Genomic DNA, 26,987 nt, shown 5'->3' on the forward strand with positions numbered 1-26,987 from the left:
TAATGGACTATCATATTGAAAATGATGGCGTTCTGTGTCAAGATAGTCCACAGGAAACATGGTTTGATTTCGTTTCTTGAGATGCTGAAAATACAGGACGCCATTAATGAAGCGTCTTATAAACCAGGTGATTAATTGAAGATGAAAAAAAGAATTTTACGCTTGTTAACTGAATTATCCTCCCGCAAGTGGGTATCGCGCATTGCAGGGCGCTTCGCCAATTCCGGCTTAAGCCGCCGATTTATCCCCACCTTCGCCAAAACGTACAATATCCGTGTGGAAGAAGCTGAGAAGCCAATAGAGCAATACGGAACCCTGAATGAATTTTTCACACGCAAGCTGAAGCCGGGAATGCGTCCAATGTCTGCTGAGGCAGATCAATTGGCAAGTCCAGTTGATGCCGTCATCACTGGCATGGGTCCAATTCAGGAAGGCAGCATCTTTAATGTAAAGGGGCAGGACTATACGCTCGATGAACTGCTGCATCACTCTCCGCATCGACAAAAATACAATCATGGTTACTGCTTTGTACTCTATTTGAGCCCTTCCGATTATCATCGGATTCACGCTCCTGTTACGGGTGTCACAGTAGAAAGCGAACATGTACCCGGACGCGTCTATCCGGTGAACGACTTCGGTCTGCATCATATGCCGCGGGTGCTCAGCCGAAACGAAAGACTGATCACATACATACGCCACCAGTTGGGTGAGGTGGCCATTGTCAAAGTCGGAGCGCTCAACGTGAGCAGCATCCGCTATGCCGACGATCGAGTTAAAGCTTCATACGAACAAGGGCAAGACCTCGCCTATTTCGAATTTGGTTCAACCGTTGTCCTGCTTACGGAGACGAATACGTTCCAGCCTTTGGAGGGATTAGCGCTCGGGGCTAAGGTGAGGATGGGCGACTGCTTAGGGACGTTCCATGCAAAGCCAGAACGAGGACAGAAGATTCAGTCCTAAGTAAAAATAGGCCTTTGATAAGTCGTGATCTAAAGACTTATGCAAAGGCCTATTTCAAACGTTTCATTTTTTATAAAGTAAACTATTTTCAAATTCCCCCTCCAGTATGGGGATTCGGTCATTTACCCAAATCACTCTAAAAACTCTTAAGTAACTAATTACCAAAGTGCAAGTGCTAGTATGTCTTGGACATACAGTGCTCCTGTTACAGGAAACGCAACTCAATATCTAATCCTTAATGTCGGAAATAATTCTGCAACACCTGAATTTACTACTTAAGTTATGGTGATTTATGCAACTTACAGGAGGAATTCGTTTGCTTGATAAATTAAAACGGGTTATTACCAATCCGGTTTATTTTATTTACCTGGTAGTTATATTTATAGTTGTTGCGTTCCTGATCGGAGCCTATGCTTTGAATAAATCCTAAATATAAAAAAGTTCGAAGCCGCATTTTTATTGTAATAAACAGCCACTAAATTCCACCTTTTAACTGTAACACAGATAGTGGATAGTTTATGACAAGCAGCCTGAGTTAAATAACAAGCAGATGACCTCTGAATTAATCGGGGTCATCTTTTTTTTGCTTCGGCGGATTCCAAATCTCGCTTTTGAATATAAATTTGCAGGAGGAACTCACGATGTTCATTTTATAAAGGGAGATTTCGTCACTGTTGCAAATGCGAGATGGCTGTCTCATATTCAATTCATTCCGATATAGGCGAATCAAACATCTCTAAATTTTGCTTAGTAGACTTTACAGCCTTCATGCAGTTTTCCTCTATTAGACTTGCTGTTTGGATCGTGAGACCCGCATTTTGATTCGATAGATAAACAGTAAGCGCTATAACTTTATGTCAGTTCGGCAGCGATAATCTTTTCAAAATGCTCTTCTTCTGTATTTCGACAATGTAGCCATCCAGCTCCTGGCTAAGTCGAACGACAGAAACATCAGTCAAATTCCGGCCAGCCTCTACCGCGCTAATCATATTCAACCGCGTCTGCTCCATTTGTCTTAACAAGGCCTCGTCCGTATCTGTTAATCTAGTGAACATGGTTATCCCCTTCTTGAAAAAATCGATAGCTTCTTTCTGTCTATTCATTCCGCTCAGCAACTTCCCTTTATTGATATAATAGTTTGCAAGCTCATTGATTTTTATCGGATTTGTGAAGTCTTCTTCCAAATAGTCGGGTTCACGCAGTAGCAACTGTTGGGCGGCATCCATATCTCGTTTTTGAAGATAGATATGAAGCAGTGAGTTTACGATGTTCAATTTATAAACTGACGATTTCAAGCAGAGCTGCAATTGGAAGATGGCCGACTCCACATCTCCTCTTTTCTCATACAGCTTGGCCTTCATAAAAGCGACATGATCCTTCAGGAATGGGAATCGGGTCAAGCTAATACGTGCTAAATACTGCTCTGCCAATTCATAGTTGGATTTCTTAAAGTAAGATGAACTAATAAGCAGAATGGAATATGCTTTATAGGTACTGTCTTTCCCGTCACTGTCCAGCAGCAATTTGCTAAACTCAATACTTTCCTTATAAAAATGCAAGGTATATGCATGTACACCTAACTTGTAATAGAGAATAATGCGTTCATCACACGACAAAAATTCAGCATAGGGCAACACCTTTTTTCCCGAAAGATAAGTTTCCGCCATTTTGCTGAAGTTATCCCGCTCCACGAGATAGCGATAATACTTTCCTTTGGCAACATAAGTATCCATGCCTCGCATTTGAGCATGTGCAATTGCATAATCCATTAACGCAAGCCGATGCTCAATACTGCCCGATCCTTGTTGTACAACGCTCATTAGCTTGCCTAGCCGTGCTTCAGTGCTCTCGTCTTTACAGGCCAATACATGCACCATTACATCTCTTGCAAGCGAAATATCACCTTCTGCAGAGACGAGCTGTTGCAGCAGACCAAGCCATATGTCCGAATGGATTTTCGTAGTGGCTAGTGCCGTCACTACCTCATGAGCAGGAATATTCAAAGCCGTGAAGATTGAGTCCAACGAAGCATAATCTCTTGGAGTACCACCATATTCTAGAATCGAAATCATTTTTCGATGTACACCAGATATTTTCACAAGATCTTGCTGGGTCATATTCAATTCATGCCGATATCGGCGAATTAACACCCCCAAATTCTGTTTAGTAGACTTTACAGCCCTCATGCATCTTTCCTCCATTAAACTTGCTGTTTGAATCGTGGGTACCACATTTTGTTGCGATAGATAAACAGTCGCGCCCATATTTCATCAATTTCTTAATAGGGAGCTTTTCAATATCCCCTTTTTCTGTATTTCAACAATATATCAAGCTCTTGACTGAGCTGTACAACAGAGGCATCTGTTAAGTTGCGCCCCGTTTTACCCGCGCTCATCATACTCAACCGTGTCCGTTCAGCTTCCGTAATAGCTCTATATCGTTTTCAGTCAATTCAACAAACATGCTTACACTTTGAATATAACAATCAACGGCTTCACTGTTCTTTCCCCATCTATGAAGCCATATTTCTTTAATTTTGTAATAGTATGCGTGTCCTGATATTGAAATCGGATTTAAGTAGTTTACATTGAGGTATATATGTTCTTGTTGGAGTAGTTGCCTAGCTGAAGACCTATCATTTTTTGATAGATACAATTCTAGAAGTGAATTCACAATGCCTATTTTTATAAGAAGACACTGTAAAACATTTTTGCAATTGGCAAATTGCCAATTCTATGTCTCCTCTTTTTTCATGGAGTTTAGTAGTAAGAAAGTCGACATGTTCTTGTACAAAGGAAAATGGAAACTGGCTATAGAATTCAAATACCTTTCCGCCTCATTATAATCTTCAAGACGAAAATATGATGAACAAATAAGCAAGGTGGAGTATGCCTTGTAAATGCTCTCTGAGCTATCTTCATCGATTCCTAGCTTAGCCATTTCTATTCTGGACTAGCTAACCTCTTCTGTCGATAGGGATGCCACTATTTCCGCCCCTGGGATACGCAATAGGTAATCAGTGACTTCAACACTGCATGTTCTAGTGGCATTTCTCCCTCTTCAATTGCGATAACACTTTCATAGTCTACACCTGCTTCTTTTGCAAATTCCTGCTGTGTCATACTCACATTCCGGTAACATTGAATTAGTTCCCCGAATTTCTCGTACTCCATAACGGAACCCATGTAAATATCCTCCGTTATACCGGATAGTCATCGCCTTGCTCACTAGCTCAACCAGCTATTTCAATCTCCAAGATTGCCTTTTTTAGCAGTCTTTTCTTTTGAATTTCCACCAAATACTCATCGAGCCGCTGACTAAGCTCAATAACATCGGCGTCAGTGAAAGTTTTGCCGGCTTCAAGTGCTTCTTGCAGCTGTTCGCGAGCTTTTTCGATTTCATCCAGCAGTATTTCATCCGACAAACTAATTTCATTAGTAGGGATATCAAAGTAAAACCGCATCTTGTTAGCCTCCCGATTTAATGAGATTCTATTTTATAGTGATTGTTTCTATTATCCGACAATTATGTATCATTGTCATTATATAACATTCTGCTTATTTCACTATGTTTCTCTAAAATAAGATATATTCGACGCTCTTCAACATTTGTTGCGATGCGTACTAGACAACAAAAAAGGACGCTAACGATTAGCGTCCTCGTCTCTTACATTATTTCTTACCAAGGTATGTCGACATCATGACCTCCACCAAACATGACGACATAATGAACTGAAGTCTTGGCCACTTGACACTTTACATCAGAGAGACCATTGGCAATCGAAGGAATTAACAACATTGATGCCATTAACAACGAAGCACACAATGTAATAATCTTTTTTTTCATACAAGATTCCTCCTAGTTTTTCAGCTCAGCGAACAACGCACTAAGCTTTTTCATCATTTCAAAATCATCTTCAAATGACTTCATATGTTCAAAGATAAGCTCCAAGCATTCATAAATTTGCTTATGCTCACTTAAATCGGCAAATATTTTGGCGCTATCAACAAAATTTTCAATGGCCTCTTTCTTTCGATCCAGTTCCAGCAAATACTTACCCTTGTTTACAAAATAATGCGCGCGGCCTGAAATGGAGACAGGTGTGTTCGAGCTCTGAGCCAAAAATTCACTTTCACGTTGGATCAGTTCACCAGCTGCTTCCATATCATTATTGTTGCAATATATTTCAAGTAACGAGTTTACGATATTCAATTTGTATGAAAAAATATCCAAGCACTTCTGTAACTGAGACGTCGCTAATTCAATGTTACCCTTTTGTTCATTGAGCTTTGCTGTCATGAAATCTACATTTTCCTTTACAAATGAAAAGCTAAACAAACTAAATATTTTCAAATACTTTTCTGCCATCTCATATTGTTCTAGACGGTAGTAAGAATTACAAATACCTAAAGTAGAGTAGGCACTAAAACTGCTTTCGGCATCTTCTTCAATAATAGCCTTCTTGCATAGCTCAATACACTCGTCAAAACGCTTTAAATTATACGCATGGATACCTAGCTTGTAATATAAAGTTGCTTTTTCCTCACGAGAAAGAAATTCGACATAATGGAGCACATACTGCCCGGATTGATAAGTTGCCTCCATTTTCGAGAAATCGTCCCGTTCAATTAAATACTTATGTAAAGTTCCTCTCGCAACAAAGCGCTGAATTCCATGACTTCTTGCATAGGTAATAACGATGTTCAGTAATGAGAGCTTTAGCTCATTATCGTTCGCTATTTCTTGAATCACATGGAAGAGCTTGTCCAACAGAACTTCGCTTTCTTCATTGCGGGATGCAAGTAAATTGGAAGCTATCTCGGCTGACAAGGAGTAGTCCCCACTCGATGTTGAATTATGCAATAATCCGAACCAAGTGTCTGAACGATGGTCAGTCAAAGACAAGGCATCGATCACTTCGCGCAGCGGAACGTTCAAAACGGAAATAATGGGTTGTATGGTCGCGTAATCAGGCCGTTTAATGTCCCCATTCTCAATCTTGGAGATGCTGCCTCGGTTAATTTGTGTCAACTCCGCTAATTTCGCTTGCGTCATTGAGCGTTCATACCGATAACGTTGTATCAATTCTCCTAATGTCGAATAAACAGCACTGACAGAACCCACTCCATCACCTCCTTATTATGGAATTTATTGTCTATATTCTATCATTATATATATCTCTTGTAAATCCCTCACTATCCAACAAAATTAATATTTATTCGACTCCTTCCATCTAACAGGAAAGGCAAATTAGCGAACATGTTTTGTCGATAGTCTCGTGTTGATCCTTGTCGTTCCCGAGCAGCTTCCCTATACCGTTAAGCATAGCAAAGTTTGTACAGTCATCCAAACCAAAAAAGCTGCTCGGGCCCGTATGCCCAAAACAGCTTAATGATGATCTTATCGAATTTCAGACGGACTCCGTCCTGTATATTGCTTGAATTGGCGGCTGAAGAAGAAGATGTCCCGATATCCTAATGCATCCGCCACTTCCGTCACATTCATGCCCGCATGGTGCAGCAGATGCTCCGCACGTTCAATCCGAGAACGAATAATATAGGTTTGTACAGACATCCCGATCAGCTCTTTAAATTTCACAGAGAAATAACGCGGGGATAATTGTGCTCGCTTCGCCAAATGCTGAATGCGATGGTTTGCACCTGGATTTTGCCTGATGTAATTGGCGATTTCGTGAATGGATTCCGCAAGCTGATGACTTGTTTTCCGCTCATCCGGCTCTTCCTTGTCTCCACGCAGCAAATGAATCATCAATTGCTTCAGCACAAGCTGTGCTTCCACTTCCGCCCCATACGTATCCCGCAGGAACAAGCGCACATATCTAGCAAGCAAGTGCTCGAAGTCAACCGTTTCACGCAGTTCTCTATACGGCACCGGAATGTCTGATAAGGACGCATCCACATCAAAATGAATATAAGTTAATGTCAACGGCTTTTGCGGATTATGTGTTGCAGACGTGTGATCGCCTGGCCGGAACAAGAAGCAGCTCCCTTTGCGAATCTCATAGGCTTCGCCGTTCAGAGTCAGCTCCCCTTCCCCGCTCCATACATAGAACAGGTCGTAGTTCGGCATTGGCTTCTCTCGCTTTTGCCATTTCCAATTCGGTTCACATGTAATCTTGGCACACGCCGGCTTCAGAACGTATTGTGTTGGTGATGCTTGTAACACGGTAGTGCCCCCTTCTTTCTCTCTAACATGGTCTCTACTCCGTCATATTAAGTCAATTTCATGTAGGATTGCTCGAAAAATTTGCACTATTTCACTATAGTACCATCACTTTTGCAAAATTTGAACCTCATTCTTAATCTCCAGACAGAATTCAAATGCGCGTCGCCTACTTCCTATAGGTAATGATAACCAATTCATCGTGACGAATGAAGAGCCAAAATGCTATAATAAAAAAAGTTATTTACAGGGCGTGTTCAATACATACATTGAACGAACCCTTACAATGATGGTGGAAGGATGGACGCCATGAACCAACTGGCTCAACAATTGAACGAAACAATTCAACAGCACAATCCGAACATTTATGCCATGCTCTCCCGACTCGCACAGCAAATCTACTTCCCGAAAGAAGGGATTTTGAGTCAATCGGCTGAAGCGAAAAGCAAAGCAAAAGCGGCGTTCAATGCCACGATAGGCATCGCAACAGAAGGCGGCACTCCAATGCATCTTAGCGTCATCCAGGATACACTGTCCGCTTATGCCCCTGCCGATATCTATCCCTATGCACCGCCAGCGGGCAAGCCTGAACTGCGCAAGGCATGGAAGGAAAAAATGCTTAAGGAAAACCCATCATTGCGCAATGCGACAATTAGCAATCCAATTGTGACGAATGCATTGACCCACGGTCTAAGCATTGTGGCCGATCTGTTCGCAGATGAAGGCGATGTCGTTGTTCTGCCGGAGAAGAACTGGGAGAATTACGAGCTTACATTTGGCATTCGCCGCAATGCAGAGATGGTTTATTATCCGTTATATAATGACGACTGGAAGTTCAACAGTACAGGACTGCGTGACGCTTTGCTTGCAAATAAGGACAAGGGCAAGGCAATCGTCGTGCTGAACTTCCCGAACAACCCTACCGGCTATACACCTGGAAGAGAAGAGGGCGAGCAAATTGTCGCAGCCTTGCTCGAAGCGGCAGAAGCAGGCATGCGTCTTGTCGTAGTAACCGATGATGCGTACTTCGGTCTCTTCTTCGAAGATTCTATGCACGAATCCTTATTCGGAAGATTGGCTTCTCTTCATCCGAACGTGCTTCCAATTAAGGTCGACGGGGCTACGAAAGAAGAGTATGTATGGGGCTTCCGTGTAGGCTTCATTACGTATGCGGCTGAATCCGAAGCTTTACTCTCTGCCTTGGAGCAGAAGACAATCGGCATCATCCGTGCTACCATTTCCAGCGGGCCTCACCCTTCGCAGACTTTCGTACTTCATGCCCTTCAATCTGCTGATTATGAATCGCAAAAGCAAGCGAAATTCGATCTGATGAAGGCACGCGCGAACAAAGTGAAGGAGCTGCTTGACAGCGGCAAGTACGGAGACAAGTTGAGCTATTATCCGTTCAACTCCGGGTACTTTATGTGCTTGAAGCTTCATAATGTCAACGCCGAAGCCCTGCGCTTGCACCTGCTTGAGCAATATGGCGTCGGTACGATCGCACTCGGTGAAACGGATTTGCGTGTTGCATTCTCCTGCATAGAAGAAGATCAATTAGAGCAATTATTTGATATGATCTATCAAGGTGTGCTTGATTTAACGAAATAATAAGGGACTTGAGCAATCGCCAAATACCTATATCGTATAACGAATAGAGCCGTCGAGGGAGTGTAACAACTTCATCGGCGGTTCTTTTTTAAGTTCCCTCAGATTTCCCGCCTATTTGACATCCCCTAGTAAAATGAAGTTTTCCTCTAAAAAAATGAAGCAATGCGAAATATCACTCCCCAAGCCTATTATTTTATGTTACAATCTTCCAATGTTGCGTATTTGTTCATATAAAAAGGGGGATGTCCATGCGATTCATCGAAACATCGCCATTTGCAACCGCTGATATGACCTCTAACGAATTACTCTTTTGCGGCAAAGCAGATATTCAGGACGATGCCACATTGTCTGAACGCTGGCTGCTGATTTCCAAAGATGAGATCTTCATATGTACTTCTTCAGGGAAATTGGTAAGACATGTTCTTGTAAGCGCTGTCAACAATTGCAGAACGAGTGATTCGATTGGTGGGTCACAGCTTATTGCAGATACCGAGAACGGGGCAGTTGTCCTCGTTCGATACACGTCGATGCAAAACGCGAAGTTCGCTTATGCCTGCCGGCTGCTGCAAGCACTTATCAAGGAGGAGGAGCTTCCTATACCGTCTGCTGACGACCTGCCTAAACGCTGCAGCAAGTGCGGGGCTCAGCTCATCAATCACTATGCGAATTGTCCTCGCTGTACCGACAAAGTAAAGGCGTTCAAGCGTGTCTTAGAATATGCCAAGCCATTTAAAAAATGGATGGGGATTACTTCACTGCTTGTTATCGTCACGACCTTAATTGAACTTATCCCGCCTTACCTCACGAAAATTATTGTAGATGATGTTTTGCAGCCAACCCATCCTGCTGCATCCCTGCTTGCATTCGTTCTAATGCTTGGTCTCGTCCAGCTTACCCTGTCGGCCATGACAACAATTCGCGGCTATATTGGCGTCCACACCGGAAGCAAGCTGATGCACAACATTCGTGAAGATGTATATCGTTCCCTTATGAGGCTGTCGTTAGGCTACTTCGACCGCCGCCAGACATCACAATTTATCGGTCGAGTCAATCATGATGCAGAGGCACTCAACCAATTTTTAAATGAAGGGATCATATGGGTATCCAGCCAAGTGCTGCTTATTATATCGATTTTTATGATGATGGGCTCATTAGATTGGCAGTTAACATTGCTCGCACTCCTTCCTGCCCCGATTATCATGTTTTTCTCGTTTGTCATTTGGCCGATTACTCATCAACGCTGGTATATGCATTGGAGAGCCCTCTATCATGTCAATACAATCGTTGGGGATACCTTACAGGGCATTCGGGTAGTGAAGGCATTCGGTCAAGAAGAGAAGGAACGCGGCCGCTATAGTGAAGCGAATGATGCGCTGATGAGGCAAACGATCCGGGTCAACAGCCTTTGGGCGGGCATCTCTCCCTTTTTTTCACTCATTATTCAATCTGGATTGCTGCTTGTCTGGTACGTGGGCGGGCAATCTGTACTCGGACAGGAAATGACACTAGGAACACTTATGGCGTTCATAGGATACATGGGGATGTTCTTCGGACCGCTTCGCTGGTTCAGCCAAGCCGTAAATTGGACCAGCCGTGCGTTCGCCGCAGCAGGCCGTATTTTTGAAATTATCGATACGAAACCGGAAGTCCCGGATCACGAACAGGCATTGGCTTTGCCATACGTATACGGCGAGGTGAAGTTTGAAAACGTCAGCTATGACTATGAGAAGCATCGGCCTGTTTTGAAGGAAATTTCATTTACTGTACAGCCTGGGGAAATGATCGGCATCGTCGGCCATTCGGGAGCAGGCAAGTCTACACTCATCCATCTTCTCTGCCGCTTCTATGATCCGGACAATGGCACGATACGTATTGGTGGAACAGATATTAAGGACATGAAGCAGGATAGCTTGCGCCAGCATATTGGCGTCGTCCTGCAGGAGACCTTCCTATTCGACGGTTCTGTAGCCCAAAATATAGCCTATGCCAAGCCTGACGCAACACCGGCTGAAATCATGCGGGCTGCTAAAATCGCAAATGCACACGACTTTATCATCCGTATGCCGGACGGATACGATACACGTGTTGGGGAACGAGGAACCTGCTTGTCTGGCGGCGAGATGCAGCGCATTGCTATCGCCCGCGCCATTCTTCATGACCCCGCGATCCTCATTCTTGACGAAGCTACTGCTTCCGTCGATACCGCTACTGAACGCCAAATTCAAGAGGCCATGATGCGGCTGATTTGTGGCCGGACGACCTTTGCCATTGCACATCGCTTGTCCACGCTTCGCCATGCGAATCGCATCATCGTGCTGGATCAAGGCAAGCTGGTCGAGGCCGGTTCCCATGAGCAGCTTCTCGCTCAAAATGGGGTGTATGCGAAGCTTGTACAAGCTCAGCAGGAAATGTTTGAAATGAAAGGGGAGTATCTCTTTGCCTGATAGCTCTATCCCATTAGTAGAAGATATCCGTTATTTGCCCTCCACCGTATCTTTTCGCCATACCGAAGGAGGAGTGCTGGAATTGAAAGAAGAGGACAATGTAATACCTGAAGTGTCGATATATCGCGCATTTCCATTCTCTCATGCCGAGTGCTACTTATCTGTTCGGGATCGCGATGGCAAGGAAATCGGCATTGTACAGGAATTGCAGCAACTGGACATGAACAGTCAAGCTGCTATCCAGCTCGAATTGAAACGAAGATACTTCATTCCGAAGGTGAACACTATAGTAAGCATACGAGAGAAGAACAATCTATGGAAATGGGATGTCCTTACGGATAGAGGATCGTTGAGGCTTGAGCTGGAAACATTGCACGAGCATGTCCAGCCGTCCCCAGACGGCGGTATGATCCTCATTGACAGCTTCGGTCGACGCTGTATCGTCCCGCCGGCATCTGAACTGGATGATGGAAGCAAACGATGGTTGAATCGGCTGTTCTAACCGCAACAAAAGCCAGCGAAGGCGTGTACCCTGCCTTCACTGGCTTTGCTCATTTTCATATATCGCTCTCTTCTTGATTCATTTATGATGTAACAACATCGTCCAGATTATATGGTTCGCCCTACTCCCCGGCTTAACCAGACGAAGTCAACATCTTCCCAGTCCATATCGATCTCCGGCAAGACAGGCTGCCCATCAGATTGCGACGTATTCCCTGGAACATTGACCGTTTGCTCCATTCGTATCCCTACGATCGGATAATTTCGTGTGGCGTGAACACCAAGAATTTGCTCAGCAGCTAGGCGAACATAACTCACATGCTGCTTCCAGCATCCCGCTTCATAGGGCAACAGCACCGTAAGCTGGATATCATAGCCTTGGGCTGCTAAGCGTTGTTCGGCTCGGAACAGTGCTTCTGCCTGCATGTCGATCCACTCCACAACTGTATTGGATAACATGCAATTGACCTCGCTCCCGGAATGGAGCCACTGCTTCCATTGCTTGAGCTTCAGCCACTGCTGATGTAAGCGATGCCGCTCCATCGATCGGTCTGAGTCAGCCGCCAAGCGTTGAATCACTTCCATCCTTAGATCCAAATCAGCGATACTTGGCAGCAGCAGCACGATCGGTGCATCAAGTAAGCGCACATATCCATGTATGGCTGCATTTCGATGAAGGCTGTCCAGCATATGTTCATATTCTGCTGTCATAAGCGGGAGAAGTTTCTGAAGCGCTGCCTCCCGTTCGATGGTTGTTCCTGCAAGCAAGATCTCCCGTATCAGCCGCACACGTCCAGACTTCAATAGCAAGTAATGACATGGCGCCAGCAGCAATTTATTGTACCCTGCTTCTGAAGCAGCTTGCACATCTTCAGGACTGTTGCAGCAGGCAATGTGTATGCTGCTGGATTTGGTCGTATTCGAAATGCCCGTGTGCTCCGTTTCCCTCCATAGCGTGCCAACATGGGGAATGTGCTGCTGTTGCAGTTCAATAACCTGAATGCTTGTCGCACTGCTGGAATTGTCATGGAACTGAGCATTCGTACCATGCCATTGCTCCGCCTGATTCGAACTAAGCTTCAATGTACTGTACCTCTCTCTCCGCCACTGCTTGCTCTTTGCAATCCCGTTTATTGCACTCCACATAGTACACGATGACTTTTTCCGTATCTTGCTCGGCAATGATCCGATCACACTTTTTGCATATAATTGTCCCGAGCAATAGCTGACGGCGTCCTTGTTCCATCGGACACTCACCTCTCCCTTCATCTACATGACGGGAATCCCCTGCTGAATTCAATTGGCTGCATATTTGAAGCTGATAGCGGATTCATCCATTCCATTACCATAACTATGACGTCACAATGTATCGTATTCTTTCCCCTGCTGGTTAGTTCAAGTATGAAAGCACAAAATAATCTACATATACCTGCCTTTTTTCGGACATACACAGTAAAAAGGACAAAGAAGCAACGTTATTTCCATTTTGAAATAGAGAGAGTAGATAAAAAAAGCAAGCTTCGCTCCTGTAGCGTCGTATATTGTCTCACGGACTGGAGCTACTTCGATGCGAACCTTGCCGATCTCCATCATCTGCGAGCGCAGATCATGACCTTGGATAAATTGTAAGAGTGCAAGTCTTAAAATATGAGTGTAAATATGATACACGTTACAAAAAAAGAGGTTCATGCAAGTCAAGAAGCGACGGCGACTTGTCGCCGCTTCCTCCTCAATATTCAAATCCGGATGCATCTGTATGAAGAAGCTTTCCCCTTTCTTCACTAAATAGGGGTCGATCGTTATCTAAGATGCCGTTCTAGGAACCCTTTATTTTGTAATCTATATGCTTCCTATTATACTTAATCCTCGTCATCCTTGCGTGGTTTCGATCGTTTCCATCTGGTTAACGCCACGATAAGCAAGCCTGCTCCGATCATGGCCAGCTTGAATGCGACCGTTAATGGCCCGACTGCAATTGGCAGCAGCAGCACGATAGCTGCCAGCGCATGGACAACCGTACTAGCGTATAACGCCGCTTCATGGCGAGCATGATTGGGAAGCGGATATACTTCGTTCCATACATCATGACGATGAAAGGCAAAAACAGCTCCCATCTGTGTGCCAATCACGAACACAACTGCCGCATAAAGCAGCATGCTCCACTCCGTTGCATTTGTCCAAAACAAGAGCACAGCGCCAATAACGACCAGCCTCATAATGATGCCAAGCAGTTCACTTCGTGATAATGTCTTCATGAGTAAATATCGATAAGCAAATTGCTTGTTCAGCGCAAAGCGATTTCCTATAAAATTGAGCCATGGCCGCGCATATCGACGTTCATCTGTTGCCGGAAGATCTACGAAACCGCTCAAAAATAAATAGACTCGTCCTTCATGCGCTTTCTCCGCCTCAAAGTGTGCCTCCCAAGGAAAGCGCAAAGTTCTCCCTGTTACCAACCAGCCCATATAGGCCAAACCGCTGATTCCAATGAACAGGAGCGAAGAAGGCACACTGAGCCACAGCCAGCAAGCAGTGGCTCCCCAAGACCATAGGTAACGGATATACCTGGCAGCAATTCGAAGACGCTTGTCACTGTAATGTCGCTCTTTCCAAGCGCCGAATGCAGCTACAGCCTTAATCAGCAGCAGCAGCGCTAAGCTCAGGATGAAGCTCTTTGGATGATCCTCTGCACGGCTGTACAATGGCCATAGCACACACCATACTGCGACAAGAAGTACTGTTCGCGGCCATAGGCTATAGCGCACACTTCTCTTCATATAGCCTGACATTTGGTGCTCAATGCGAAGCAGGAATGCAAGATCAGCAGGCCGCAGCAATGTACGATATGTTGTATACGCCACCGTAGGCGCTACCAATAACAGAGCAACCTCCTTGATCGGAAAAGAGGGCGGAATCTGTTCGATGAAGGACGCATATAATGCCGTCCCTGCCACGAGGACAAATAGCACGAGCGCCCCCAGACCGCTCTGGATGACATAACGCATATAGGGCATAACCTTGCCCCAAAATTCTCGCTTGCGACTTGTCCATAATGCTTCCGGATGCAGCAGCGCCTCCGTCAAAGGAGTAACGGTAGTCGCCTCTTTGGTTCGAGTCTGTGTCATCGAGGCACACCATCCACAGGGCCTGTTATACGTTCATCACTCACCCACGCATAGAATAGCTCCTCAAGCCGCTCCTCGGCCCGTGTACCGGACTTGGCCGCATATTGATCTTGCATCTCTTGAACCGATCCTGCTCCGAGAACCCTGCCTTGATGCAGAAGTACGAATGAATCACAATAATGCTCGATCGTCGATAAAATATGTGAACTTACCAATAAGGAAGCTCCCTCGGCCTGAACCTGCTTCATATATTGCAGCAGGGAGCGAATACCGAGTGGATCCAGTCCAAGAAAAGGCTCATCGATAATATATAAGGGCGGGCGAACTGCGAATGCGCACATGAGCATCGTCTTCTGCCGCATCCCCTTCGATAAATGCTGTGCAGCCTTATCCAGATGCGCGGTCATGTGGAACAATTCCGCAAGCTCCTGCACCCGCTTCTCAAATACTCCTTGTTCGACGCCATAAGCAGTAGCCGTCCATACAAGATGCTCGCGCACGGTTAGCGCATCATAGAGGATCGGTGATTCCGGCACATAAGCGATCGCAGCCCGGTACGCTTCTGCATCCTCCGCAAGTGTTTTTCCATTTATAGCAACGGTTCCTGCTTGCGGTTCAAGCAGACCTAATATATGCTTCATCGTCGTACTCTTTCCTGCACCGTTCAATCCAATGAGACCTACCATTTCACCAGCATTCACCTGCAAGGATATGTCATGGAGTACGGGCCTTCCTGTACTGTATCCGCCTGTTAGACGATCAATCTTCATCAAGGGTTTCATTCCTCTTCACCTCACTAATTTCATTATAGCGAACAACCCGACAGGAAGCGAATGGATATCATAAACTGAAAATTAGTTGACACGGCAATCTATTAAATAAGCAAAAAAGCATTCACACATGAGTGAATGCTTTCATTCGCTAAATCTACATTTTCCATCTCGTCATACTCTATATATAAGTTGGTTAGCCTCCAGATTTAGTAGACGACCCTTCCTTCTTTTCTTTGGCTAGACGCGCCTTCTCAGCCTCGCGTGCCTTCACCAACTCTGCCTGTCCCTTCGCTTCCAATTCAGCAACTGCTTCGTTTACGGACTTCTTATTATCGATGATATCCTGCAAGGCTTTCCGCAACAATTGGCTATAAGGTTCATAAAATTCCATAGGAATATTTTTGTTGTAGCGCTCTGTGTTAGATTTCGGCTTGAGCATGTAGAACGGCTCCGTGCTTCTGCCGTCGATTTCTTTAAAAAATTGATTGCGGGTCGGAAGCTGTCCACTCAGCGTTCTGGAAGCGGCCTTTGCCATCTCCGTACCGTTGACAAACTTGACGAATTCCCAAGCCGCACGCTTGTTCGGAGAATCAGCGGCTATCGCATAGATTTCAGATAAAAATACATTGCCAGATTCTTCAGGCGTTGCCGGATCTACCGGTGCAGTAACAATATCCCAATCGATTTGCTTCGTTTCCTTGTCAAAGCGATAACGATCTTTTAATTGACGCGCATACCAGGTGCTCTCAACTATCATCGCTGCCTTGCCCTTCATAAAAGCATTATCCCCGACACTCATCATTCGTCCGTTCTCACCGCCGTTGTCTCGTGGCGGGATATATACCGCCTTCGACCGCACCGCATCGGTAGCAAGAGTGATTGCCTTCTTCCATCCATCTGAGTTAATGAGCAGTTTCTCACCCTTCTGGTCTACCAATTTCAAGCCGGAGGTAGAGACAATATTGTCCATAATTCGCTCCACATCACCATATTCCTGATACAAGCCGAACACTTGATTGTCGCCTGATCCGATGCCAATAAAGCGCTTCGACAGATCAATGACCTCCTGCCAGCTCATCTTGTTGCGCGGCGGCTCAATATTGTGCTCCTTGAATAGTGCTCGGTTATAGTACAGTACATTTGTATAGAAATAAGGTGCAAGGCCATACAAGGTACCGTTCCCTTTGGCCCGAATCATATCAACAAGACCAGGCATATAGCCTTCCAAATCAAACTTTTCCTGAGCAATGATCTCTTCTAAGTTGTACAATTTTCCGTCTTTTGCATAGGTTTCGAATGAGGAATCATCCAAGAATAAGACATCCGGCTTATGCTTTTCAAGGAATTTTTTCATTTCAGCTTCATAATCAAACGGCTCGCCATCCTTGCGATTCGCGTACATCTCCTCTGAGCTTACCACCTCAAATTCGATATCTGGGAACTTTACATTAAAATAGTTGCCATACTGTTGATAGAAGGATTCCTCGCTATAGTAGAGTACCTTAATTTTCCCTTTCCCTTCCTCAAGCTGTTCCAGTACCGGCTTCTCTCCGAGACATCCGCTTAACATAGAAGTAATCGTTAGTAGTAATATGACGAGCTTCGATTTCGTCCACACACACAACTCCCCTTCCTGTTTTTCCAAATATCAACAACAAGTATATAGACAAATTTTCCATATTACAACCAAATAATTATCATCCTACTAAAAAATCGTATATTTCTTCTCTCTGTCTCTATTCCAGCATGCATCTACTAACAAAAAAATCCGCCATAAAAGGTTTTATGACGGATTCTTCATATATCTTCAGTTCAATGCCTGTTTATTTTTTATCCTTTGATTTGGCCTTTTGCTCTTGATGCGCTTTATCCAACAATTGTTGACCCTTCGCTTCCAGCTCAGCCACAGCTTCTTCTACCGTTTTCTTATTATCGACGATCGCCTTTAGCGACTCTTCTACTAATGGATTGAAGTTCTTATTGAAGGTGTCTGGAACATTATAGTTCCCCCAAAATCCAGAATAGGATGTGCCCAATTTAGGTTTCAGTAAGAAGAATGGCTCGGTACTGCGGCCTTCGATTTCTTTGAAATAGTCCTTTCGTGTAGGAATTCGGCCGCTCACTGTACGTCCCGCAGCCTTCGCTATTTCAGGTCCGTTCACGAACTTGACGAATTCCCAAGCTGCCCGCTTATTTGGGGAATCCGCAGCGATCGCATAGATATCGGTTAAGTTCACATCGCTCGATTCATCAGGACTTGAAGGATCGATTGGCGCCGTTACGATATCCCAATTAATTTCCTTAAACTTCTTGTCATAAAGAGGGCGGTTTTTGATTTGCTGTGCAAACCAAGTCCCCTCTATTACCATTGCCGCCTTGCCCTGATAGAATGCTTCACCCCATCCAGTTTGACTCTCTTCGGGAGATGGAATGGCTATCGATTTGTCCCGCACGGCATCCGTCGCCATTTTAATTGCCTTTTTCCACCCATCCGAATTAATAAGCAGCTTTTCGCCCTTCGTATCGAACAAATTCAATCCAGCAGATGAGGCGATATTATTAACGATAAACTGAACATCTCCATAGGACTTATAAAATCCATAGATCTTATTGTCTCCTGAGCCAATACCAGTGAAGCGCTTCGATAAATCAATGACTTCCTGCCAGCTCATCTTATTGCGCGGCGGCTCGATATTATGCTCCTTAAATAAATCTCGGTTATAGTACATCACATCCGTATAGAAGGCCGGCGCTAATCCATATAAAGTGCCGTTCCCTTTAGACCGAAGCAAATCAACAAGCCCCGGCATATAGCCTTCCAGATCAAATTTTTCTTGGCTAATAATTTGATCCAGGCCATACAGCTTGCCATTTTGCGCAAATTTCTCAAACTGCTTCCCATTTAACATCATCACATCAGGCTTATTTTTCTCTATAAATTTCTCTAATTCTGCATCAAAATCGAATGATTCGCCTTCTCCTTGCTTCGCCGCCAGCTCTTTATAGCTGATAACTTCAAATTCGATATCCGGATATTTAATATTAAAATAATTGCCATAATCACTATAGAAAGATTCCTCACTATAATGAATAACCTTAATTTTTCCTTTTCCCTCTTCCAATTGATCCAATACCGGCTTCTCCCCAAGACAGCCGCTCATTAAGGCAACTACCGCAAGCAACAGCACGCCTATTTTCCACTTTGACGCCAATTCTTTCTCCCCTTCCGCTTTTTGTACATTTCATAGATTGAGTATATTTGTGTGTGTACATTTACTCATATATTATGACGCCACAGCCCAGTATTTGGTTTCCGCTATTGTACATTTATTTTTAAAATTCACCGTATACTATGAAATCTATGAATAATTCTCTTCTTTCTCCTATTTAAAATTTCCGTTTTCTACTTCTTTGCATCCACGTTTTCTTTCGCGCTTTCAGCCTCTTTTTTCTTTATCTCCTCAGCATGCGTCTTGTTCAGCAGTAGCTGCCCCTTCGCATCCAACTCATTGACGGCTTCCTCCGGTGTTATCTCGTGCTGCATGACCGCCTGCAAAGATTTGTCCAACAACTCATTGAATGGTGAGTAAAAGTCTTCCGGTACATGCTTATTGCCGTATCCCACCCAAAATCCCCAGCTTCCTTCAGGAGGCGAAGACTCCGTAGAGAGCCTTGGCTTCAACATATAGAATGGTTCCGTGCTTCGTCCTTCCAATTGTTTGAAAAATTGATGCCGCGTCGGCAGAGTGGATATCGGATTGCGGGAAGCAACCTTCTCCATGCTCAGCCCATTAACGAATTGGACAAATTCCCACGCAGCCCGCTTGTTGGTGGAGTCTGCCATTATCGCGTACATTTTTGTCAATCTGACCTTTGAAGACTCGTCGGGTCTTTTCAAATCGACTGGTACCGTAACCATGTCCCAATTCATCGTGCTCAATGTTTTATTGTGCAGAGGGGCACGCTGCAGTTCCTTCGCGAACCAAGGGCCATCCATAATCATGGCCGCCTTTCCCATGAGAAACAGGTTGTTCATCCCCTCTACTTGTCCGGGCGGGTAATTTCTCACCGCATCCGTTGCCATCTGCATGGCCTGCTCCCAACCATCCGATCGAATGCGCAGCTTCTCTCCCTTCGCATCAAAGACTTGAAGGGATAAAGTATTTGCGATATTAATCAATAAGCTGGAGGGACTTTGATATAATCCATAGATTTCATTGTCCCCCGTTCTCATCCCATCAAAGCGCTTGGATAAAGCCAATATTTCCTGCCAGCTCATCTGATTGCGCGGCAGCTCTATGTTGTACGCTTGGAATAAGTCGCGATTGTAATAGATCACTTCGTTATAAAAATAGGGAGTCAGCCCGTACAGTTTCCCTCTGCCTTTCGTGCGGATCATATCTATCAAGCCCGGCATGTAGCCTTCCAAATCGAATTTTTCCTGTGCAATAATATCATCCAGCGCATACAGCTTTCCTTGCTGCGCATACGTTTCGAACATGTGCTCACTTAGCAGCACGACGTCTGGCTTCTGCTTGTCCAACAGCTCTTCCATATCGGTTTCAGCAGTGCTGATGACCTCAACCTCAATATCCGGGAATTTGATATTAAAATAATTTCCGTAATCGCTGTAGAACGATTTTTCACTGTAATAGGTTACTTTTAGCTTTCCCTTGCCCTCGTCCAATGGCTCCAATACCTACTTTTCCCCAAAGCACCCCGTTAATACAGACATCATACCCAGCAACAGTATGCTCGTCTTCCATCTCCTACTCACCATCCATTTCTCCTCCCTTTCAGCTTCTCATTTGCGTAAAACACTGAAATCTATGTACACAAATATAGTTCTCTACTAAAGTAGATGGAAAATTCAGCTCTCAGGTTCATAGGATTCGAAAATCCATTTCATTTTTCTGTTTGCAGAATGTACATGAGAGGAGATCAAATTGCTTTCCGTATAAATAGTCATGCCTCTAACCGATGAGTGAAAAAGAAAAACCGCTGTAGATGCATCATCTACAGCGGCCTAGTAACCAGCTCGCATTTATTCAACTTAACGACGCTTCTGCTTCTCTTTCAACCACTTCGGCGCGCCTTTATCTTTATCCTTGCCAGAACGCTTGTCCCGTGACTGAGAACGAGCCCCCGCCGATGACTTGCCGAACGGCTGCTTGGAAGCTGGCTTCGTCTTCGGACGACGGTCTGCATCATTCGAATCGATAATGCGGCCATCATAGTAACTGCGCTCATGGATGACAATCTCAAGCTCGCGCTCGAACTTTTTCATAATGAACTGCTCGCGAGGAGAGATCAGGTTGACAGATACGCCTTGACGTCCCATTCGACCCGTACGCCCTGCACGATGCACATAGTGCTCGGCATTCAATGCAGGCTGAGCGCTGAAGACGAATGGCAAATCAGGTATATCCAATCCCCGCGCAGCTACATCGGTTGCCAACAGCAACTGGAAGTGACCTTCACGGAAGCGTTTAAGGACATTAACCCGCTCCTGCTTCGGGGCATCGCCATACAACGAGGCGACTGACAAATGGGCATAGCTTAACTTCTGTTCCCATTCTGCAATTTCGGCAGAGTCATTGATGAACACGATCGCCTGCTTCGGATTCCAATGCCGAACGAGGCGTCTCAGCATATCAATCTTGTCCCGCTCCTCGCAAACGAACACAAGGTGCTCAATCGTATCAGCTATTCGCTTCTCCGGCTCAATACCGATGTTTACCGGGTCTTGCATCCAGCGCTCTGCAAGCGCCTTTACTTCTTCAGGCAATGTGGCGGAGAAGAATAAAAGCTGGCGATCACGCAGCGCGCTGCGCATAATATAATCCGTATCGCCTGCACCGCCCTTCTGCAGCACATGATCGACCTCGTCTACAACGATGGTGCGCACTTCGTGCATCTTTAGCTTGCGCATCTCTATCAGCTCACGGATTCGGCCCGGTGTGCCGATGACGAGCTGCGGGTGCAGCTTCAGCTTCTCTACCTGCCGCTTCAGTGCCGCGCCGCCGATTATCGCTGCAATCTGAATGCTGCTGCCCTCGCTGTAATATTCCGCTTCACGCACAATCTGCATCGCAAGCTCTTGTGTAGGCGCTACAATCACAGCCTGCGTTGTCCGCTCATTATGCTGTATGCGTGTTAGCACAGGGAGCAAATAGGCAATCGTCTTTCCCGTGCCCGTTTGCGATTGCGCAAGCACGTCGCGCCCTTCCAGTGCAGCAGGAATAGCAGCTGACTGAACCGGCGAAGGTTCCGTAATATGTCTGGCTTGCAGCCGCAGCTTCAGCTCTTCACGTATTGAAAATGATTCAAAGGTAGCACTCAACATGTATCGTTCCTCTCTATGGAAAGCGGTTCATATCCACTGAACATGAACATACCTTCCCTTTGTTCGCTGTACCCATTATATCGAAAAGAAGTCTCCGCTCCAACTTTCCAACTTCTGCTCATTATGATAGCCTAATCATACACACCTATAAAGTGAGGAGGTTGCTGCAAATGAATGACAACATGACCGCTTTATTCGACGCGCTCGTCGAAAAATATGCAGAGCTGTTGACTGGACACTCCGACCCAGCCACAGTTGAAAAGGTGAAGATGTGGGCGCTCTATAATCAAATGCATAAAACAATGCCCAACTTGACCCGCCATTGGAACAATGCGAATCCGGAAGGCAAAGCAGGAGTTCGCGCACTATTTGAGGAAATTAAGCAAATGAATGAAGCGCACCGTGCCGATGGAGGCAATCAACAATAATCTTCACAGCTCAATAGGTATCGCTCAAGCACAAAAAAAGTCCGCTATCTCCCGATCTCAATACGAACAGGAGAAGCGGACTTCGCCATTTCAACCATCATACAGCGCCACCAATGGTTACCTATCCTATTTCTTGTTCAACAGCTTCGAGGCAACACGATTCGATATCCGCGGGAACATGCCGTACAGCCTCGTTCCGAGCGCACCAAGCCACGGGAGATCCACTTCCTGCTTACGTGTCTCCATGACGCGGACAATATGACTTGCAACCTTCTCCGGTTCCATCATGAACCAGCGAATATTGTTTACATATTGCCCACTTGGATCCGCCTGATCGAAGAACGGCGTATTCACAGGGCCGGGGTTGACCGCTGATACTGCGACACCTGTTCCTGCCAGCTCCATGCGCAGAGCATTCGTAAAGCCGAGCACAGCGTGCTTCGTTGCCGTATAGCCTGCGGACTTCGGAGAACCAATCTTGCCTGCCATTGAAGCTACATTGATAATATGTCCTTCGCCCCGCGCCAGCATATGAGGCAGCACAGCCTTCGTGCAGCGCACCGTCCCCATGTAATTCACATCCATCATCGCGGCAAACTGCGAGATGGGCATATCCACCGTCCGCTCAAAAAATCCGAAACCTGCATTGTTCACTAAAATATCAATGCGCCCATACTTCTCCAACACAGCTGCAATACCGTGTGACACGTCCTCTTCATTCGTTACATCCATCGTATAGATGGCAGGTGAAGGCGTCACCGAGACAGCCGCAACTTCCAACTTTTCTTTAGAGCGTGCCGTTAAGATCGGAACAGCTCCCTTCGCAGCAGCTGCTTGGGCTGTCCAAGCTCCAATTCCGCTTGATGCACCTGTGATCAGAACAATCTTACCTTTCAGTTCCATCGCCCTACTCCTTTACCTTCCCATCCACACCGTTCACACCCTATGTATAGCAGCGCGGTTGGTCAGAACTGCGTCGCCGCATCAGGATACAACGTCGACTCTTTCACTATAGCCGATATGCATAAGTACATCAAATCGCCCAATTCCGTCCAATAATAGCGGCACAGCCATGGCCTCTAGAATAGGGCCTGCATGCTCAGCAGATATGAGCAATTGGGGAGGTGTTATGTCAACGCGCATGCCCTGATTGTACATCAGTGTCGTTGCGTTGCCACTAATCATGTTGCCTAGCTCTGAAATGGCGCTTTCACCTATAGCATCAAGGGATGCAAGAGGAAGTCCTCCCATCATAGCTGATGCCATTTTTAACGCCACGTCCTCATTCAAGCCAAATGCCACCTGCCCGGACAACTGCCCCGTCAGACCGACCTGGATGCGTAAATCATGCGTGCCGCTCCAATTCAACATTTGAAGCTCTCCCCGACTAGGACGGACTTGCACAATTTGTTCAATAACTGTGCTTGCCGATTGCAAAAAAGGATGAATCCATTCGGCTCTCATCTCAGCTATCTTTTCCCCTTTCCGACATTAATGGAGTATATTCGACACAATCCGATCGTCCTATATATCCACTTTTCTATGCCTATTATACTGAAAACGATTCATTCAAGCACTATCTGATTTATCATTTTCACAAGAAAAACATATCCAGATTTATATTTTGAGTATAAAGAACTACTCCTAGAGGTTTATTTCGACATATTTTCGTCGATCCAGCCTCTTTGCATTTCATGATGCTCAGCGCATCTTATAGCCAATTAACCTCGACAAAAGGATACAGGAGTATGCATTTGCAATGACCACCACTGCTCCTTGAAAACATTTCCACATCCTCTCATCACAACTCTTTGTTTCTTGTAAGCGTAACAAGTAATGGATCAGTTTGAAGTGGATCATTTAAAAATCCGATAAATAACAAAAATGAATAAAATATGTAATAATTCTGTAACGAGTACATATGTGCTTTCCGATATAGTAATAGAGGTTATTCCGAAATTTTTACACTTGGTAGGAGAAATGAACTCAAGGAACGAGTAAGAGCATATCCTAAACTCACTCCTCTTTATCCTCTTCGCTACTACGAACATCGTTCGAATGATCAGGACTTGCCTTGAAGCTTTACTACTTTGCCAATTGCTTATACAACCAATCATTTCTCAACATCACAAGAAAGGACACCATGAATACAATGAAATGGTTATGCACGAGACTTCATCCGAATAACGATTCAATCGTATGGTTATTCGTTGCGGTTATACCTTACGTAGGGGGCGTCCAAGATGCATGAGCTCCGTCGCAACAATAGACGCTACATACCCGCTCTGGACGGCCTGCGAGCAATTGCTGTTCTGGCTGTCATTGCCTATCATCTGAATCTTGGATGGGCGCAAGGAGGCTTTTTGGGAGTCGGTATATTCTTTGTATTATCCGGTTATCTCGTAACGGATTTGCTGCTCGCCACAAGACAGCAGCGAGGCTCAATTGATTTGTACACATTCTGGGTACACAGAATGCGCAGACTTGCCCCTGCTCTCATTGCCATGCTGATGCTCAGCGTCGCTTGGCTCACGATATTCGATCCGTCGCGCTTGATACGACTTCGAGGGGATATTTGGTCAACCTTTATATACGGCAATAACTGGTATCTTATTTTTCATAATGTTTCTTATTTTGACAGCTTCGGATCACCCTCACCATACCTTCACTTATGGTCTCTCGCCGTCGAGGGACAATTTTACTTGGTTTGGCCTTTATTGTTGTTCCTTGGTATTAAGCTTGCACCGAGACGAGGTCAGCTGCTAATTGGCATTGCAGCGGCAGCCACACTATCTGCCTTCGCAATGGCGTGGTTATACGAGCCAGGTACCGATCCAAGCCGAGTCTATTATGGGACAGATACGCGGGTATTTGCACTACTCATTGGAGCAGCCCTTGCCGTCGTGCTGCCTAGCAGACGTCTCGCTTTACAGTCAACGGGCAGAGCAAGCTTTGGCCTTGATGCCATTGGAGCTATCGGGTTAGGAGCTATCCTTTATATGATTTGGAAAATAAGTGAATATGATGATTTTCTATATCAGGGGGGATTCGTGCTGCTCTCCGTTCTGAGCGCACTTACGATTGCGGTGCTTGCCCATCCAGCCAGCCGCTGCAGCAAGCTGCTGAGCTGGGAACCTCTCGTATGGATTGGCAAACGATCCTATGGCATTTATTTGTGGCATTATCCGGTTATCATTCTTACCAATCCAGAAGTCAATACAAGCGGCTTCGATTGGTCGCGTGCCGTTTTGCAAATAACAGCAAGTGTACTGCTTGCCGCCTTATCTTGGCGCTATATCGAGCAGCCTATCCAGCGCGGATACCTCTCCTATCTGTGGCATAAGGCTCGTACAGAACGAGATGCTTGGCACCGGTTGTCATGGAAGCATTGGTCTGTATCGGCCTGCTGCGTCCTGCTGCTCACTTTGTTTTATGTCGGCATGAGCAGCCGCTATCCAGTAGATGCCGCTCAATCGACCGTGGGAAGACAAGAGCCAGACAATCAACTTATGATAACGCAAGATGAACTAGGAGCAGCCTCGCAGGCTCAACAAAAAGAACATCATGGTTCCAACATGATCAAAGAACCTGAACAGAAAGATCAGAAGCAGCCTAATGGATCTTCCAATCACATTAAAAAGCCTGACGGTTCGGGGCACAGCAAGCCCAATCCTGCCGAATCGCAGCAAAATGCCAAGGATAAGCAAACCGATGCCAAGCAAGCTGATGGCCGACAACCAAAACGCTCTAATCCGCCATCCAACGGAATTTATCCCCCCAATACGAAGCAGAAGTGGTCGGTGACAGCAGTTGGGGATTCTGTCATGCTGGATGTTGCTCCTTATCTAATCAAGCATCTGCCGGGTGCCGTGGTTGATGCTCAAATTGGAAGACAGATGTCCGAAGCCGGCAATGTGCTTCAGGAGCTAAAAAAGGCCGGAAAACTGGGCCGTTGCGTCATCATTGCCCTCGGAACGAATGGTATATTCGGTGAAAAGCAGCTCAACAAACTCATTGAGTCGCTTTCTGGTGTAGAGCATATTATTTTCGTCAATACCCGCATGCCTGAGAAATGGGAAAGCAAGATTAACGAACTATTGGCAAAAACGGCTGCTGCCAATCCAAAAGTCACTTTAGTCGATTGGTACAGCGCTAGTGAAGATCAAGACGATTATTTTGAGCCGGACGCTACTCACCTCGTCCCTAAGGGAGCCAAGGCCTATGCCGCCTTATTGGCAGAAGCGGTGCAGTCACTTCCGAGATCCAAGACGGAATCTCCCGCTCCTACCAACAAGAAAACAGCAGCAACTCGTTCTTAACATCATGATCACGCACACGCGGGCATACAGAAAACATACAGAACGTACGTGATACTTGTTCCCCGCAATCATGCGCTGTCCTTAATCAACTATCATGTTTACTGACGGGTCTCGCCATATCTGCATATGGCAGACCCTCTTCTTTTACCAGCCAGAAAGAAAGGAACTAAGGCGATTATCTGTCCTTATCATTTCACGATTCGCAGCATGAATAACTTGTACGCTATAATAAACATATGATGATCGTATTCAAAAGTATGACATCCCTTGCAAATTCGAGAAAAGGAGCCTAACTCATGA

At 45.4% G+C, this 26,987-nt stretch carries 23 protein-coding genes; 6 read left to right on the top strand and 17 right to left on the bottom strand.

Annotated features, from left to right (window positions below; translation table 11 throughout):
* The first annotated feature begins 141 nt into the window (after nt 1–141).
* Nucleotides 142–960, top strand: a complete 819-nt coding sequence (gene asd, locus ACQ5BJ_RS21620) for an archaetidylserine decarboxylase (protein WP_430112324.1) — start codon at nt 142–144, stop codon at nt 958–960.
* An 857-nt stretch (nt 961–1,817) separates the two neighbouring features.
* Here asd and ACQ5BJ_RS21625 read toward each other — a convergent pair.
* The 7 genes from ACQ5BJ_RS21625 to ACQ5BJ_RS21655 all read right to left on the bottom strand — a co-directional run bounded on the left by ACQ5BJ_RS21625 (nt 1,818) and on the right by ACQ5BJ_RS21655 (nt 7,146).
* The gene (locus ACQ5BJ_RS21625; RefSeq protein ID WP_430112326.1) at nt 1,818–3,146 is read right to left on the bottom strand and encodes a Spo0E family sporulation regulatory protein-aspartic acid phosphatase; all 1,329 of its coding nucleotides are present in this window, start codon (nt 3,144–3,146) and stop codon (nt 1,818–1,820) included.
* Nucleotides 3,147–3,253: 107 nt separating this feature from the next.
* Nucleotides 3,254–3,364, bottom strand: coding sequence for an aspartyl-phosphate phosphatase Spo0E family protein (locus ACQ5BJ_RS21630; protein WP_412070992.1), 111 nt, complete (start codon nt 3,362–3,364; stop codon nt 3,254–3,256).
* A 580-nt stretch (nt 3,365–3,944) separates the two neighbouring features.
* Nucleotides 3,945–4,145 carry a hypothetical protein gene (locus tag ACQ5BJ_RS21635; RefSeq protein WP_430112328.1) on the bottom strand — a complete coding sequence of 67 codons (201 nt, stop codon included), beginning with the start codon at nt 4,143–4,145 and terminating at the stop codon, nt 3,945–3,947.
* 47 nt (nt 4,146–4,192) lie between these two features.
* Entirely contained in the window at nt 4,193–4,423 is a 231-nt protein-coding gene (locus ACQ5BJ_RS21640) for an aspartyl-phosphate phosphatase Spo0E family protein (protein ID WP_005550971.1), read from the bottom strand.
* Nucleotides 4,424–4,638: 215 nt separating this feature from the next.
* Nucleotides 4,639–4,806: a hypothetical protein gene (locus ACQ5BJ_RS21645; protein ID WP_430112330.1), complete on the bottom strand. Its 168-nt coding sequence runs from the start codon at nt 4,804–4,806 to the stop codon at nt 4,639–4,641.
* Between the two features lie 12 nt (nt 4,807–4,818).
* Complete coding sequence (locus ACQ5BJ_RS21650) at nt 4,819–6,084, bottom strand: helix-turn-helix domain-containing protein (protein ID WP_430113419.1); 1,266 nt, start codon at nt 6,082–6,084, stop codon at nt 4,819–4,821.
* A gap of 276 nt (nt 6,085–6,360) precedes the next feature.
* On the bottom strand, nt 6,361–7,146 hold the full coding sequence (locus ACQ5BJ_RS21655; protein WP_268620032.1) for a helix-turn-helix domain-containing protein: 786 nt from the start codon (nt 7,144–7,146) through the stop codon (nt 6,361–6,363).
* A 306-nt stretch (nt 7,147–7,452) separates the two neighbouring features.
* On the opposite strand from ACQ5BJ_RS21655, the gene ACQ5BJ_RS21660 reads away from it, so the two are divergent.
* The 3 genes from ACQ5BJ_RS21660 (at nt 7,453) to ACQ5BJ_RS21670 (ending at nt 11,697) form a co-directional block, all read left to right on the top strand.
* On the top strand, nt 7,453–8,751 hold the full coding sequence (locus tag ACQ5BJ_RS21660; RefSeq protein WP_289354838.1) for an aminotransferase class I/II-fold pyridoxal phosphate-dependent enzyme: 1,299 nt from the start codon (nt 7,453–7,455) through the stop codon (nt 8,749–8,751).
* A 248-nt stretch (nt 8,752–8,999) separates the two neighbouring features.
* Nucleotides 9,000–11,195: an ABC transporter ATP-binding protein gene (locus ACQ5BJ_RS21665; protein ID WP_430112333.1), complete on the top strand. Its 2,196-nt coding sequence runs from the start codon at nt 9,000–9,002 to the stop codon at nt 11,193–11,195.
* Nucleotides 11,188–11,697 (top strand): DUF1854 domain-containing protein, encoded by a 510-nt coding sequence (locus ACQ5BJ_RS21670; RefSeq protein ID WP_430112335.1) that lies wholly within the window; start codon nt 11,188–11,190, stop codon nt 11,695–11,697. Before ACQ5BJ_RS21665 ends, ACQ5BJ_RS21670 begins: the two co-directional genes overlap by 8 nt.
* A 107-nt stretch (nt 11,698–11,804) precedes the next feature.
* Here ACQ5BJ_RS21670 and ACQ5BJ_RS21675 read toward each other — a convergent pair whose 3' ends face one another.
* The 8 genes from ACQ5BJ_RS21675 to ACQ5BJ_RS21710 all read right to left on the bottom strand — a co-directional run bounded on the left by ACQ5BJ_RS21675 (nt 11,805) and on the right by ACQ5BJ_RS21710 (nt 21,940).
* A complete protein-coding gene (locus tag ACQ5BJ_RS21675; protein WP_430112336.1) occupies nt 11,805–12,779 on the bottom strand; it encodes a hypothetical protein in 975 nt (324 codons plus the stop codon).
* On the bottom strand, nt 12,769–12,942 hold the full coding sequence (locus ACQ5BJ_RS21680) for a GapA-binding peptide SR1P (protein ID WP_005550983.1): 174 nt from the start codon (nt 12,940–12,942) through the stop codon (nt 12,769–12,771). The genes ACQ5BJ_RS21675 and ACQ5BJ_RS21680 overlap by 11 nt, the downstream gene beginning before the upstream one ends.
* A 613-nt stretch (nt 12,943–13,555) precedes the next feature.
* Nucleotides 13,556–14,821, bottom strand: a complete 1,266-nt coding sequence (locus ACQ5BJ_RS21685) for an ABC transporter permease (protein ID WP_005550985.1) — start codon at nt 14,819–14,821, stop codon at nt 13,556–13,558.
* On the bottom strand, nt 14,818–15,603 hold the full coding sequence (locus tag ACQ5BJ_RS21690; RefSeq protein ID WP_005550987.1) for an ABC transporter ATP-binding protein: 786 nt from the start codon (nt 15,601–15,603) through the stop codon (nt 14,818–14,820). Before ACQ5BJ_RS21690 ends, ACQ5BJ_RS21685 begins: the two co-directional genes overlap by 4 nt.
* A gap of 184 nt (nt 15,604–15,787) precedes the next feature.
* Complete coding sequence (locus ACQ5BJ_RS21695) at nt 15,788–17,212, bottom strand: ABC transporter substrate-binding protein (protein WP_268599828.1); 1,425 nt, start codon at nt 17,210–17,212, stop codon at nt 15,788–15,790.
* 205 nt (nt 17,213–17,417) lie between these two features.
* The gene (locus tag ACQ5BJ_RS21700) at nt 17,418–18,806 is read right to left on the bottom strand and encodes an ABC transporter substrate-binding protein (RefSeq protein WP_005550990.1); all 1,389 of its coding nucleotides are present in this window, start codon (nt 18,804–18,806) and stop codon (nt 17,418–17,420) included.
* A gap of 191 nt (nt 18,807–18,997) precedes the next feature.
* Nucleotides 18,998–20,290 (bottom strand): ABC transporter substrate-binding protein, encoded by a 1,293-nt coding sequence (locus tag ACQ5BJ_RS21705; protein ID WP_430112339.1) that lies wholly within the window; start codon nt 20,288–20,290, stop codon nt 18,998–19,000.
* Nucleotides 20,291–20,647: 357 nt separating this feature from the next.
* Nucleotides 20,648–21,940, bottom strand: coding sequence for a DEAD/DEAH box helicase (locus ACQ5BJ_RS21710; protein WP_268620027.1), 1,293 nt, complete (start codon nt 21,938–21,940; stop codon nt 20,648–20,650).
* 170 nt (nt 21,941–22,110) lie between these two features.
* Between ACQ5BJ_RS21710 and ACQ5BJ_RS21715 the strand changes: the two genes are divergently transcribed.
* Nucleotides 22,111–22,368, top strand: a complete 258-nt coding sequence (locus tag ACQ5BJ_RS21715) for a DUF2573 family protein (protein WP_005550996.1) — start codon at nt 22,111–22,113, stop codon at nt 22,366–22,368.
* Nucleotides 22,369–22,494: 126 nt separating this feature from the next.
* Here ACQ5BJ_RS21715 and ACQ5BJ_RS21720 read toward each other — a convergent pair whose 3' ends face one another.
* Nucleotides 22,495–23,271 carry an SDR family NAD(P)-dependent oxidoreductase gene (locus tag ACQ5BJ_RS21720; RefSeq protein WP_005550997.1) on the bottom strand — a complete coding sequence of 259 codons (777 nt, stop codon included), beginning with the start codon at nt 23,269–23,271 and terminating at the stop codon, nt 22,495–22,497.
* An 81-nt stretch (nt 23,272–23,352) separates the two neighbouring features.
* Nucleotides 23,353–23,832 (bottom strand): chemotaxis protein CheX, encoded by a 480-nt coding sequence (locus tag ACQ5BJ_RS21725; protein ID WP_040736915.1) that lies wholly within the window; start codon nt 23,830–23,832, stop codon nt 23,353–23,355.
* A gap of 779 nt (nt 23,833–24,611) precedes the next feature.
* On the opposite strand from ACQ5BJ_RS21725, the gene ACQ5BJ_RS21730 reads away from it, so the two are divergent.
* Entirely contained in the window at nt 24,612–26,687 is a 2,076-nt protein-coding gene (locus ACQ5BJ_RS21730) for an acyltransferase family protein (RefSeq protein WP_268620024.1), read from the top strand.
* The last annotated feature ends 300 nt before the right edge of the window (nt 26,688–26,987 follow it).

The organism is Paenibacillus sp. B1-35 (assembly GCF_050474385.1).
Taxonomy (GTDB): Bacteria; Bacillota; Bacilli; order Paenibacillales; family Paenibacillaceae; genus Paenibacillus_B; species Paenibacillus_B alvei.

Coding starts and splice junctions, on each gene's coding strand:
- ACQ5BJ_RS21665 (WP_430112333.1), top strand. CDS start 9,000: ATGCGATTCATCGAAACATCGCCATTTGCAACCGCTGATATGACCTCT.
- ACQ5BJ_RS21720 (WP_005550997.1), bottom strand. CDS start 23,271: ATGGAACTGAAAGGTAAGATTGTTCTGATCACAGGTGCATCAAGCGGA.
- ACQ5BJ_RS21725 (WP_040736915.1), bottom strand. CDS start 23,832: ATGAGAGCCGAATGGATTCATCCTTTTTTGCAATCGGCAAGCACAGTT.
- asd (WP_430112324.1), top strand. CDS start 142: ATGAAAAAAAGAATTTTACGCTTGTTAACTGAATTATCCTCCCGCAAG.
- ACQ5BJ_RS21640 (WP_005550971.1), bottom strand. CDS start 4,423: ATGCGGTTTTACTTTGATATCCCTACTAATGAAATTAGTTTGTCGGAT.
- ACQ5BJ_RS21710 (WP_268620027.1), bottom strand. CDS start 21,940: ATGTTGAGTGCTACCTTTGAATCATTTTCAATACGTGAAGAGCTGAAG.
- ACQ5BJ_RS21730 (WP_268620024.1), top strand. CDS start 24,612: ATGCATGAGCTCCGTCGCAACAATAGACGCTACATACCCGCTCTGGAC.
- ACQ5BJ_RS21625 (WP_430112326.1), bottom strand. CDS start 3,146: ATGAGGGCTGTAAAGTCTACTAAACAGAATTTGGGGGTGTTAATTCGC.
- ACQ5BJ_RS21715 (WP_005550996.1), top strand. CDS start 22,111: ATGAATGACAACATGACCGCTTTATTCGACGCGCTCGTCGAAAAATAT.
- ACQ5BJ_RS21645 (WP_430112330.1), bottom strand. CDS start 4,806: ATGAAAAAAAAGATTATTACATTGTGTGCTTCGTTGTTAATGGCATCA.
- ACQ5BJ_RS21680 (WP_005550983.1), bottom strand. CDS start 12,942: ATGGAACAAGGACGCCGTCAGCTATTGCTCGGGACAATTATATGCAAA.
- ACQ5BJ_RS21685 (WP_005550985.1), bottom strand. CDS start 14,821: ATGACACAGACTCGAACCAAAGAGGCGACTACCGTTACTCCTTTGACG.
- ACQ5BJ_RS21690 (WP_005550987.1), bottom strand. CDS start 15,603: ATGAAACCCTTGATGAAGATTGATCGTCTAACAGGCGGATACAGTACA.
- ACQ5BJ_RS21635 (WP_430112328.1), bottom strand. CDS start 4,145: ATGGGTTCCGTTATGGAGTACGAGAAATTCGGGGAACTAATTCAATGT.
- ACQ5BJ_RS21660 (WP_289354838.1), top strand. CDS start 7,453: ATGAACCAACTGGCTCAACAATTGAACGAAACAATTCAACAGCACAAT.